General features: G+C 71.9%; 9 protein-coding genes. 1 reads left to right on the top strand and 8 read right to left on the bottom strand.

All coding sequences use genetic code 11. The features are described from left to right. Positions 1 to 3: 3 nt before the first annotated feature. The 6 genes from ETAA1_RS02165 to ETAA1_RS02140 form a co-directional block, all read right to left on the bottom strand. Entirely contained in the window at positions 4 to 402 is a 399-nt protein-coding gene (locus tag ETAA1_RS02165; protein WP_145233909.1) for a hypothetical protein, read from the bottom strand. Between the two features lie 56 nt (positions 403 to 458). Then, the gene (locus ETAA1_RS02160; protein WP_145233906.1) at positions 459 to 2,336 is read right to left on the bottom strand and encodes a TolB family protein; all 1,878 of its coding nucleotides are present in this window, start codon (positions 2,334 to 2,336) and stop codon (positions 459 to 461) included. Positions 2,337 to 2,550: 214 nt separating this feature from the next. Continuing rightward, positions 2,551 to 3,588 (bottom strand): DUF1559 domain-containing protein, encoded by a 1,038-nt coding sequence (locus ETAA1_RS02155; protein WP_145244537.1) that lies wholly within the window; start codon positions 3,586 to 3,588, stop codon positions 2,551 to 2,553. A 294-nt stretch (positions 3,589 to 3,882) separates the two neighbouring features. After that, entirely contained in the window at positions 3,883 to 6,480 is a 2,598-nt protein-coding gene (locus tag ETAA1_RS02150; RefSeq protein ID WP_145233904.1) for a PVC-type heme-binding CxxCH protein, read from the bottom strand. A gap of 64 nt (positions 6,481 to 6,544) precedes the next feature. Further along, positions 6,545 to 7,093: a hypothetical protein gene (locus ETAA1_RS31395; RefSeq protein ID WP_202920600.1), complete on the bottom strand. Its 549-nt coding sequence runs from the start codon at positions 7,091 to 7,093 to the stop codon at positions 6,545 to 6,547. A 50-nt stretch (positions 7,094 to 7,143) separates the two neighbouring features. Beyond that, complete coding sequence (locus tag ETAA1_RS02140) at positions 7,144 to 8,517, bottom strand: tetratricopeptide repeat protein (RefSeq protein ID WP_145233902.1); 1,374 nt, start codon at positions 8,515 to 8,517, stop codon at positions 7,144 to 7,146. Between the two features lie 242 nt (positions 8,518 to 8,759). Here ETAA1_RS02140 and cbiE point away from each other — a divergent pair, with 242 nt between their 5' ends. Next, positions 8,760 to 10,016, top strand: coding sequence for a precorrin-6y C5,15-methyltransferase (decarboxylating) subunit CbiE (cbiE, locus tag ETAA1_RS02135; RefSeq protein WP_238389349.1), 1,257 nt, complete (start codon positions 8,760 to 8,762; stop codon positions 10,014 to 10,016). 4 nt (positions 10,017 to 10,020) lie between these two features. On the opposite strand, the gene ETAA1_RS02130 is transcribed toward cbiE, so the two are convergent. Together ETAA1_RS02130 and ETAA1_RS02125 are read right to left on the bottom strand one after the other, a co-directional pair. Continuing rightward, on the bottom strand, positions 10,021 to 10,752 hold the full coding sequence (locus tag ETAA1_RS02130; protein ID WP_145233899.1) for an FHA domain-containing protein: 732 nt from the start codon (positions 10,750 to 10,752) through the stop codon (positions 10,021 to 10,023). Between the two features lie 3 nt (positions 10,753 to 10,755). Then, the gene (locus tag ETAA1_RS02125) at positions 10,756 to 11,160 is read right to left on the bottom strand and encodes a VanZ family protein (protein WP_202920599.1); all 405 of its coding nucleotides are present in this window, start codon (positions 11,158 to 11,160) and stop codon (positions 10,756 to 10,758) included. Between the last annotated feature and the right edge of the window lie 26 nt (positions 11,161 to 11,186).

Here is an 11,186-nt window from a genome sequence, read left to right as displayed (position 1 = left end):
CGGCTACTTCAGCTTCGCCATGTCGAGGGTGAACGTGTGGTTGGACGAGGACACGTCCCACGTCTCGCCCAGGTTCTTGGTCACCGGCATCGGCGGCCCCTTGGCGGCTTTGCCCCCCCCGGCCGGCGGGTAGTGCGTGACCGACACCTTGTACTTGCCGGGCGCCACGCCGCCGCCCTCCAGCCCGGTGATCTTGAACGACCCGTCCTTCTCCACCTGCCCGCCGACGGCCGTGCCGCCGGCCTCGGGCGTGAGGTTGATGTTGATCCCCTCGCCCTCGCCCAGGGAGTACGGGCTGCCGCCGCTGACCACCTTGCCGTCCACCTTCACCCCGCCGCCGCCGCACCCCGTTACCGCGAGGGCCGCCGCGCACGCCAGGGCCAGAGTCGTCGTTCGCCGCATGGGTCGCTCCGTCGGAGATTTTGGGCCCGCCGGCCGGCGGCCGGGTGGGGGTTAGACTATCGAACCCGTTCGGTCACGTCCGCCGGGATGAACGTGTGGCCGGTGTGGCAGCCGAGGCAGAAGTGGTACCCGTCGGCCCGGACGCCGCTGTAGTGGTCGCCGGCCAGGGCGAAGAACGTCGCCGACCGGCCGGCCTTGTCCTTCGCCTTCGACTCCCACCGGGCCACCTTGCCGTCGGCGTCCAGCCCGGCCAGCACGCCCGCGCTCGTGCCCATCGCCGGCACCCACGCCCGCAGCCCGCCCTTGTCAGTCAGCGGCTCGGACATGAGCCGCTCCCACTCGCCGGGGACGCGCGGCTTCACCGGGTCGTCGAACCGGTCGCGGTGGGCGGCGAAGAACACCACCGACTTGATGTTCGTCGGCGCCGGGATCACCGGCCCCTGCCCGGCGTCGGTCTTCTGCCCGAGGAAGTCGTCGACCGACGGCACGTTGATCATCGAGTTCTCGAACAGCCCGTACGCCCCCTCGTACTTCTTGCCGCTGAACAGGTTCACGAAGTCCGGCTGCTTGTAGTCCTTGACCGACGCGAACACCCGCTTGCCGACCGGCACCGGCCGGGCGTACACGGCCACCGGCTCGGCGTCGGCCAGCTCCGGGTCGTCGAACAGGAACTGCGGCTTCTGCCAGGTGGACCACTCCTGCGGGAACAGGTACAGCCCGTACCCGCCGGCCGCGGCCCCGACCGGCGCCGCCGAGCACAGCACCGTGCCGTTCGGGCACGGGCTCGGGCAGCCGACGGTGAGCTCGCGGTCGTCGGCGTCGCGGTCCGGGGCGTACAGCAGGGTGCCGCCGACCTGGGTCGGCATGGGGCCGGCGGCGGACAGCGAACTGGGGGCGACGCGGAGGTAGCCCCAGTCGGCCTGCGCCAGCCGGAGCCGGCCGTTCCCCGCCGGGTGCGGCGTCATGAACGCCACCCGCCCGTTGAACAGCGGCCGCGGCCGCCACACCGCCTCGGCGATCTTCACCACGAACCCGAACTGCGTGGCGGCGAGGTTCACCCGCGCCCCCATCCACTGGTCGGTGGCGCTGGTGGCGTAGGTGCCGGGCGTGCCCACCGGGCGGACGTCCGAGGCGTCCTCGGTCACCGCCTCGCGGTTGCGGCTCCACAGGCTGAAGACCAGCAGGTTCTCGGCGAGGGTGAGGTACGGCCAGCGGTCGTTGTTGCGGTTGGCGGTGAGCGTCAGCGGCTTCGGCTCGCCGGCCGACCAGATCCACAGCTGCGTGGCCCGGCGGGCGTGGTCGCGGCCGAGGTCCGGCAGCCGGCTCGACGCGAACACCAGGCCGTTGCCGACGTCCACCGGGTCCACGTCGTCGTAGTCGAGCGCCTTCCGCTCGGCGTCGGGCAGGGTGGAGCCGTCGGCCGCGAACCGCATCGGCGGCACGTTCACGCAGCCGGGGTCGCCGGGGTTGCCGGTGAGCTGCCGCAAGCCCGTGCCGTCGAGGTGGACCTCGTAGATGCGCCACCGGCCGGGGTCCGGGGCGGCGCGGCGGCCGGCGAACACGACGCGCTCGCCGTCCGGGGTGATCGACGGGCTCATCACGTCGACGAGGGTGCCGCCGTCGTCCAGGGTGCGCCCCCAGGTGAGTTCGAAGACGCGGCCGTCGGGGTCGAGCCGGCGGAGGCGGCCTTCGCGGGCGGCCCACGGGATGGTGCCGGGGTACGTGAACCCTTCCCCCTCGGGGGCGGCGGCCTGGAACGAACTCGCGTCGGAGCGCGAGGTGAAGACGACGGGGACCGGCGGGTTCGACCGCACGTGCGGGCGGAGGTCGCGGGCCTCCCAGACGCCGCGGCCGAAGGCGAGGTAGGCGGCCACGCCGCCGCCGACGGCGAGGACGAGGGCGGCCGGGACGAGGTACTTGGAGCGCGCGCGCATGGAGGGGTCGCGGGTCGGGCGGACGGGACGGGGGGCGAGCCGGGGGCGTCAGCCGCCGGATTCTTCAGCGCATTCTACGCGGGGCCGGGGAACGCGGTTCGGGCGGGGCGTCCGAGACGGGACGCCCGGAAACGGCCGCGGCCGGTCCGGGAGCGGGCTCCCGGACCGGCCGCGAGGGGCGCCGCCGGCACCAGCCGGCGGCGTCGGGGGTGGCTTAGTTGTCCGTGGCGGTCTGGCCGTCGTTGGCGGCGTTCATGATCCACCACGTCCGCTGCTGGATGGCGTTGCGGACGAACCGGCCGCTGCCGTCGCCGAAGAACACGTTCACGCCGCCGGTGTGCCGGCTGCGGGCCGTGGCCTGGTTGCTGTTGCAGCTGGTCCAGTTGCTCAGGCCCTGCTGGGGCAGGTCCGGGGCGCCGTTGATGTCGTCGGAGCAGCCGCTGGTGGTGCCGGCCTTGTCGTTCGGGAGCTGGCAGTCGCCGTCGGCGTGGGCGACGATCGTGCTGGAGCCGGCGAGGCCCCAGGCCCACACGGCGCGGGGGTCGTTGGACTGCGCCGACGACATGACCTCGCTGAACATGACGGTGTTCGAGCTGCCGTCCGGGATCTGCTGGATGCCCATGCCCTGCTTACGCGACGGGGTGGTCCACACCGAGAACGGCCCCTGGCCGGGGAGGCCGTACGGGCCGCCGGTGCTGCTGCCGCCGTTGAGCCGGCTGCTGTAGGTGTAGTGCGGGCCGCAGTTGGCCGCGTAGTTGCCACGCGCCCAGGGCACCGTGCCGGTGGGAACGCCGCCGAAGTTGCCGGTGTACGGGGTGCCGGCGCTGACGTCGGACGGGCACTGGTAGTAGTTGATGTTGGCCCCGCGGACGTTGGTCCACCCCTGGTCGGCGGTGACGGTCGTGGGGTTGAGCCACAGCTGGATGCTGGTCGTGACGCTGTTGTACAGCGGCGCCTGCTCGACGTACGGGAGGATGAGGATGGCCCAGTTCGGCCCGATGTTCGTGGAGCCCGGGGCGTCCGAGTACTGGCTCATGATGACGGCGCACGGCAGGCCGTTGTTCGTGTCCTGGTAGCTGTGGGCCGCCAGGGCGATCTGCTTCAGGTTGTTCATGCACTTGGCGCGGGCGGCGGCCTCACGCACCTTCTGCACGGCCGGCAACAGCAGGCCGATCAGGATCGCGATGATCGCGATCACGACCAGCAATTCGATCAGCGTGAAGCCACGCGACCGACGGGGGAGGGGAGACATTCGATACCTCGGGAGAAAGAACGAGGACTGCAGCGAAACTCAGACTGGGGACAGATAGGACTACTTCACAACCACCTACTTTAATCGTCAATTCGCGGCGCGACAACCGGAAATTCACAGCCGGCGCCGATTTACGCCCGAAATACCCGACGAATCATCCGCGCCGATAGTTGCGTTGATCCGTCGGGTTCGTGGCACCCGAATCACGCCCGCCGGGGTGGGGCATTTCAGGCCGCCGGCCGCGGGGGAAGCCGGCCGGCGTGATCCGCCCCGAGGGTAGCCGGCCCCCCCCAACTACCGTCGCAACCGCTCGTCGAGTGTCGCCAGCGTCTCGTCTACTGCGTAGCGCAGGTAGTCGTCCCCCGGCGGCACCGCCACCGCGGCCGCCAGGTCGCGGGCCACCCGGGTGCGGAAGAAGCTCAGCGCCCGCACCGCCTCCAGCCGCACCCGCGGGTGGTCGTCGCGCGCCGCCGGCCCCAGTAGCCCCAGCGCGTCGGGCAGTCGGTCGCGCCACGCGCACAGCACCCGCGTGGCCGCCGCCCGCGACCGCGGTTCCGCCGACTTCAGCACCGCCCGCAGCAGCGGCTCGTTCACCGCGTCGGCATGCTGGCACGCCCACAGCGCCTCCAACTGGTGGTGCGCGAAGTCCGGGTCGGCGGTGTTCAGCGCCGCCGCCCAGCGGTCGGCCGCGGCGCTCACCTCCTTCGCGTCTCGCAACCGAAGCTCGCGCCGGGCCAGGTCGCGGGTCGCGTCCTCGGGCGCCTTCAGCAGATCGAACAACGCCGCCACCGGCGCGCCGTCGATCGTCGGCCGCGGCGCCGGCGGGCGGCCCTTCGCGGCCACGCGCCAGATGCGGCCGTGGGTGTGATCGCGGGACGGGTCGCGGAGCGGCACGGCGATGTAGTTCGTCACCGCGTCCGACCAGTCGCACACGTACAGCGCCCCGTCCGGCCCGAAGGCAATATCTACCGGGCAGAACGCCGGGTCGGCGGACACGAGCAGCGGGTCGGCCGGCGTGGCCACGAACCCGGAGCCGGCGTCGGACAGGCGGAACCGCAGCACGCCCTTCACGCCCATCGTGTTGTTCACGAGCAGGTCGCCGCGCCAGTCGTCGGGGAAGTGCCGGCCCGACGCCACCACGCAGCCGGCCGTCGGCCGCCACTGCTTCTCGTGCATCGTCTTCAGCGGCGGGTGCTGGCGCGGGTAGTCGGTCTGGCCGCTGAACGGCGTGGCGAAGTACGTGGAGCCGTCGGCGGCGTCGGCCACGAACTCCTGCCCCCAGCGGTCGAAGGCGTGCCCCCACGGGTTGCCGAACTTGTACGCCACGTGGGCGTCGAGCCGGCCGGCCCGCGCGTCGTACCGCCACACCGCGCCGTTGAAGCTGCGCCGCACGCCGTACGGCGTCTCGACCTGCGAGTAGTTGTAGACGCCCTCGTCGAAGTACAGTTCGCCGCCCGGCCCCCAGCGGAACGTGGTGAGGGCGCGGTGCGTGTCGGCGTTGCCGAAGCCCGGCAGGACGCGTTCGCGGCCGCCGCCTTCGCGGAGGAACCACACGTCCGGCGGGCAGCCGACGTAGGCGCCGCCGTCGCCGACGGCGAGGCCGGTCGGCAGGTACAGCCCGCGGGCGAACACGCTGGCGGTCGCGGCCTTGCCGGTGCCCTGCGGGTCGTCGAGGATCAGCACCTTGTCGTCGGGCGGCGCGTCGCCGGGCCGGTGCAGCGGGTACGACGGCCACGTGTTCACCCACAGCCGGCCGCGGGCGTCGAACGTCATCGCCACCGGCTTCTTCAGCTCGGGGAACTGCTCCTCGGACGCGAACAGCGTGACCTCGAAGCCCGGCGCCGTCGTGAACGCCTTCAGCGTCTCGGCCGTCGTCGGCACCCGCGCCGGCCCGAACTTCGACTCCACCGGCGGCAGCGTCCCCGACGGCGAGTCGTCGATCTGCGGCGGCACCGGCTTGCCGGCGGCGATGTCCCAGACGCGGGCGTCGCGCAGCTCGATCATCTTGCGGAGCTTGGCGAACTCGGCCTTGAAGACCGGCTGGTTCACGCCCGTCTTGTGGCTGCCGTAGATGAAGTTCCCCTGCGCCGGCCGCGTGTCGTACCAGACGTGCAGGCTCTTGTCGTTGACCGCGGTCCGCAGCGCTTCGTACTCGGCGCCGCCGGTCGGGTGCGGGCCGAACAGTGCCTCGTCGAGCGCCGCGGCGAGGAGCTTGTCGCCGGCGTCGGTCGGGCGGATGCCGTCGGTCGTGAGTTTGTGTTCGGCCATCAGCCGGCGCGACGGCTCGAACAGGTCCACGAACACGGAGCCGGACTTCGCCGCGACGCGCCCCACGGCCTCGGCGTACTGCTTCAGCACCTCGGTGTGCGCCGCCCCGTCGGGGAAGCCGGGTCGGCCGGTGTTCTCGTGGGCGATCGGCGACACGAGCACGAGCTTCGGCGGGGCGCGGCCGTTGAACGGCGTGGTGATGACGCGGCCGGCGAACTCGTTCAGCGCGTCCTCGAACGCGGCCAGCCCGTCCGCGCCGGCGAACGACTCGTTCATGCCGTAGCAGGCGATCACCACGTCCGGCTTGACGTCTTCGAGGCGGGTGGTGCCGTGGTCGAGGTGGCCGACGGCGCGGGTCGGCGGCGTGGTCACCTCGTCGCCGGCGTACCCGAGGTTGCGGACGACGAGGCGGTGCTCCGGGTGGCGGGCGTGCAGCCGCGTCTCGAAGTGGCCGTGGTACAGCATCCCCTCGGCGAACCCGTTGCCGACGACTGCGACGCGGTCGCCGGGGTTGAGCGGCAGCCTGGCGGCGGGCGGCGGGGGCGACTGCGGCGGGCGGAGGACGTACCACGCGGCGGCGCCGGCGGCGACGATGGCGACGACGGCGAGGAGCTTGCGCGACATGGGGCATCCGGCCGGCGGGAAGTGAGGGAGTATAAGCACGCGCCGTCGGCGGGTCAAACGGCGGTCACGCCAGCCGCCGCGCCTCGCGGGCCAGGCCGGCCGCCACGAACGCCAGCAGTTCCGGCAGCTTCTTCGCCGCGTACCCGGGGCCGGAGGTGTCCAGGTCGGCGGTGTGCGGCACGCCGTACGCGGTGAGCTTCTCGTGGAGGCGGTCGGCGCCGCGGTGCCACGGGCCGGCGGGGTCGGCGGCGAACCACAGGTGCGGCGGCCACCGGCACGCGTCCACGTGCAGCACCGCCGTGGCCTGCCGGGCACGCTCGCGGGTCGGGAACAGGTCGTCGAGCGCGGTGCCGCGGCCGTGCAGGTCGTGGAAGTCGAAGGCGGCGTCGACGGCGGCGGCGACGGGGAAGCGGTCGGGGTGCCGCAGCGCGAGGCGGACCGCGGCCTGTCCGCCCATGCCGACGCCGGCGACGGCCCAGCGGCGGCCGGCGTCGGCGAGCGCCAGGAGGTCCGGTTCGGACGCGAGCGACCACCACCGCTCGGACGGCGGCGGGGCGATCACGTCGAGGTCGGCGGCGGGCGTAGTGCCGTCGTGGAGCCAGAGGAGGGGCATGTTGGTTCGCCGCTTGCGGCGTAGCGCTACGCCGCAAGCGGCAACCCTGGTTAATCCACCTTCCGCCGCGGCGGCGTCTCGCGCTTCGGCATCGGCGGCGGCTCGGCGCCCTGCTCCTTCAGCTTGGCGATCACCCGCCGCCGCCGCGCCTCGTCCCGCCGCGACACGTCGTCGAACGTCAGCCCGCGCTGCCACGACGCGATCGCGCCCGCCTTGTCGCCCAGCGCCAGCTGGCAGTCGGCCAGGTGGTCCCAGATTTCCAGGTGGTCGCCGTCGTCCTCGTCGGCCGCGGCCTTCTTCAGGTACGGCAGCGCCCCCTTGTAGTCCTTCTTCTTGAACAGCACCCAGCCCATGCTGTCCAGGTACGCGCTCGTCTCCTGCACCTTGTCGAGCTTGCCGTCGGCCACGGCCTTCTCCTGGCGCTTCTTGTCGAGGTCGAGCGCCTCCTTGATGAGCTTCTCGGCCTCGTCGAGCTTCAGGTCGTGGTCGGCCCAGATGAAGCCGAGGTCGTTCTTGTACGTGGGGCTGTCCGGGTGCCGCTTGATGAGCCCTTCCAGCTCCTTCGCCGCCTTGTCGATGTCCTTGTTGTCGACGTGCAGGCCGCTGAGGGTGTAGCGCATGTTGTCCTTCATGCGCGCCTTGATGTCCTTGCTCAGGCCGCGGGACGTGTCGAGCTTGGCGATCGCGTCCTCGTACGTCTCGATGGCGGCGGGGTAGCGGCCGGCGTTGCGGAGCACCCAGCCCTTCGTCTGGGTGAAGTACCAGCCGCCGTCGGTCGCCTGGATCATGCTCTCGGCGATCCGCAGCGCCTCGTCGGTGTTGCCGCGCATGGCCTTGGCCTGGATCATCTTCTCGATCACCGGCCCCTGCGCGTCCTCGACCTCCTTCGGCCCCTTCAGCTCCAGGAACCGCTCGCACAGCTCGTCCAGGTCGGCGTACCGCTTGCTGTCCCAGTACACGTCCATGAGGCCGTCGTAGGCCTGGAGCATCTTCTCGCCGCTCTCCAGCCGGGTCGCGGCCTCGACGCAGAACTCGTAGAAGTACTCGGCCGTGTCGAACTCCCGGACGATGAGCGCGGCCCGGCCGACGACCAGCGCCCCGTTGAACGTGAACGCCCGCTCCTTCCCCTTGCCGGCCTTCTGCATCTTGGCCGCGAGCTGCACGCCCTGCTTGGCCTTGGCCTTGTCCTTGATGAACGCCCGCAGCACGTCGGTGCGGGCGGCGTCCGTCTTGGCCTTGTTGAAGTCGAGCAGTTCGGCCTTGAGCGCCTCCTCGTCGGCGGGGGCGAGGGCCTTCGGGGCGGCCTTCTTCTCGACCTTCTTGGGCAGGTCGGGGTCTTGCGCCCGGCCGCCGGCCGAGAGGACCACGAGGGCGGCCGCGAGGACGCCGAACCGGATGAGGAAGCCGTGACCCGCCCGTACCATGGCGAAACCCTTCTGCGTGGCAGGATGGGGGGACTGTACCGCCCCTGACGGCGATTCTACGCGGGGCGCGGTTCGCGTGCCAAGCCGGGTTCGGTAACGGCGTGAGTTGGAATTTGGAGTTTGCAATTTGGGGGGCACCCCGGGCGCGTGCGAGAACGACGTATCCGTATCTTGAGCCTGAACGCGGTGCGGACCGGGTCGGCGCGCGATCCCAAATGACAACCCACAAATTGCAAACTCCCATGTCCTCCAAAGTTCCCGTGATCGGCATCGGCCCGGACGGGCTCGCCGGCCTCTCCCCGCGCGGCCGCGAACTGCTGCTGGCCGCCGAGGTCGTCTTCGGCTCCGAGGGCACGCTGCGCCTCCTCCCCGAGCTGCCCGGCGAGCGCGTCGTCATCGGCACCGACCTGCCGGTGGTGGTCGAGAAGCTGAAGGCCGCGGTGGGGAAGCGCGTCACCGCGATCGTCGCCAGCGGCGACCCGCTGTTCTACGGCACCGCCCGCTACCTCACCGAGAAGGTCGGCCCCGAGCTGTTCGAGGTGATGCCGCACGTCTCGTCGATGCAGCTGGCGTTCGCCCGCCTCCGCGAGAGTTGGGAGGAGGCGTTCCTCACCGACCTCGCGGCGCGGTCGCTGGACGACGTGCTCGACAAGATTCGCAGCGCCGAGACCGTGGGACTGTTCACCAGCCCGCGGTACCAGCCGAGCCGCGTGGCCGCGGAGCTGCTCGGCCGCGGCATGGACTACTTCACCGCGTTCGTGTGCGAGAACCTCGGCGGCAAGGACGAGCGCATCACCCGCGCCGACCTCGGCGAGGTGCGCGACATGACGTTCGACCCGCTGAACATCCTGATCCTGAAGCGGAAGCCGAACCGCCCCGACCGGCCGCGCGCCGCCCGCCTGCGCCGCTTCGGCAACCCCGACGAGGTGTTCGCCCAGACGCGGCCCAAGACCGGCCTCATCACGCAGGCCGAGGTGCGCGGCGTGGCGCTGTCGCAGCTGGACCTGCACCCCGGCGACGTGTTCTGGGACGTGGGCGCCGGCAGCGGCAGCGTGGCGATCGAGGCGGCCGGGCTGGTTCATCCCGCGCCGAGCTACGCCATCGAGCAGGACACGGCCGACTACCACCTGATCGTGGCGAACGCGGCGCAATTCGGGGTGTCGAACGTGAAGCCGGTGTACGGCTCGGCCCCGGCGGTGTTCGCGGATCTGCCGGCGCCGGACGCGGTGTTCGTCGGCGGCAACGGCGGCGAGGTGGCGCGCCTGCTGGAGGCGGCGTACGCCGCACTTCGCCCCGGCGGCCGGCTGGTGACGAACGTCGGCACGCTGGAGATGCTGACGGCGACGTACGCGGTGCTGAAGCGCCTCGGCGGCGGCGTCGAGGTGCTGCTGATGAACCTGTCGCGCGGGGTGGAGCAGCTGGAGGCGCTGCGGTTCGAGGCGATCAACCCGACGTTCCTGCTGCGGGTGCAGAAGCCGGCCGCCGACTGGGTGGTGTGAACGTTTACTCCGCCAGCGGCAGCGGCTCCTCCCCGTCGTCGTCCTCGACGGGCCGCGAGATCGGCTTGATCCGCGGCCCGACGTACCCTACCGCCTCCGGGATGTCGTTCTCGTCGCCGAGCGGAATCACCTCGTCCCCCAGCGGCACGTCCTGTTCGTGCTCCAGCCGGTGCCACTGGAGCGGCTTCAAGTCGTTCCGCACCAGCCGCTGCGACCCGTCCGGCAGCTCGTGGAAGAGGAACGGCATGCCGCGCACGATGGCCGCCGGCAGCGCCTCGATTCGGGCCGCCGCCTCCTCGTAGGTGTCGTACCGCTCCGAGATCGGCCCTTCAGTGGTGGCCACCTCGACGATGTACTGGCGGGTGTCGGACAGCCCCGCGGCCGGCGGCGCGGTCGGGCCGGTGCGGAACTCCAACAGGAAGTCGCAGACCTTGAGGCGGTCGCCGTCGTTGAGCGCGACCGGCCCGCGGCCGATGGCGTTCCGGCCGTTCAGCGTCAGCCCGCCGCGCGGGTTGCAGTCCTCGAAGATGACCACGCCGTCGGCGGTGCGGGTCAGCCGGGCGTGCCGGCGCGAGACGGCGTAGTGCGGCAGGAGGATCAGCCCCGCCTCGCCGGGGCGCGGCTCCGGGTCGCGTCCGATCCCCGTCACGCCCGGCCGCAGCGGGATCACGTCGCCGACCGTCCCCATCGGCGTCTTCACGATCACGATCCGCGGGAATGATTCGGGCGCGGTCATGCGTCACCCCCGGCGGCGGGTCCCGAAGCGGGCGGCGAGAACGCCGACGGCAATGCCGGCCCAGTCGATCAGCACGTCGGTGAACTGCCCGGTGCGGCCGGGGACGTAGGTCTGGATCACTTCCGTGGCGACGCCGTGCAGCACGAGGAAGCCGATCAGCAGCCGCGGCGCCAGCAGGCCCACGGCGAGCGCCGCCAGCGCGGCGTAGCCGACGACGTGCGCCGTCTTCGCCGCGAGGTAGGGCTGGCCGGTGGCGAGTATCCCGTCGCGGAGCTCGGGCGAAATCGGCGAGCAGAGCCGCCACGACCACAACGCCAGGAGCACGACGAACAGCGCGAGGCGCCAGGAGAGGTGTTGCGCGACCGACGCCTGAGCGGGCGTCGGTCGTGGGCCGGCGGGGCGGAGCACGACAGACCACTCCTTGGTCGAGAGCG

The sequence above is a fragment of the Urbifossiella limnaea genome, assembly GCF_007747215.1.
Classification (GTDB): Bacteria; Planctomycetota; Planctomycetia; order Gemmatales; family Gemmataceae; genus Urbifossiella; species Urbifossiella limnaea.
The sequence above is the reverse complement of the archived record's forward strand: the minus strand, read 5'-3'. Positions and strand labels throughout refer to the sequence as shown.

Coding starts and splice junctions, on each gene's coding strand:
- ETAA1_RS02165 (WP_145233909.1), bottom strand. CDS start 402: ATGCGGCGAACGACGACTCTGGCCCTGGCGTGCGCGGCGGCCCTCGCG.
- ETAA1_RS02160 (WP_145233906.1), bottom strand. CDS start 2,336: ATGCGCGCGCGCTCCAAGTACCTCGTCCCGGCCGCCCTCGTCCTCGCC.
- ETAA1_RS02155 (WP_145244537.1), bottom strand. CDS start 3,588: ATGTCTCCCCTCCCCCGTCGGTCGCGTGGCTTCACGCTGATCGAATTG.
- ETAA1_RS02150 (WP_145233904.1), bottom strand. CDS start 6,480: ATGTCGCGCAAGCTCCTCGCCGTCGTCGCCATCGTCGCCGCCGGCGCC.
- ETAA1_RS31395 (WP_202920600.1), bottom strand. CDS start 7,093: ATGCCCCTCCTCTGGCTCCACGACGGCACTACGCCCGCCGCCGACCTC.
- ETAA1_RS02140 (WP_145233902.1), bottom strand. CDS start 8,517: ATGGTACGGGCGGGTCACGGCTTCCTCATCCGGTTCGGCGTCCTCGCG.
- cbiE (WP_238389349.1), top strand. CDS start 8,760: ATGTCCTCCAAAGTTCCCGTGATCGGCATCGGCCCGGACGGGCTCGCC.
- ETAA1_RS02130 (WP_145233899.1), bottom strand. CDS start 10,752: ATGACCGCGCCCGAATCATTCCCGCGGATCGTGATCGTGAAGACGCCG.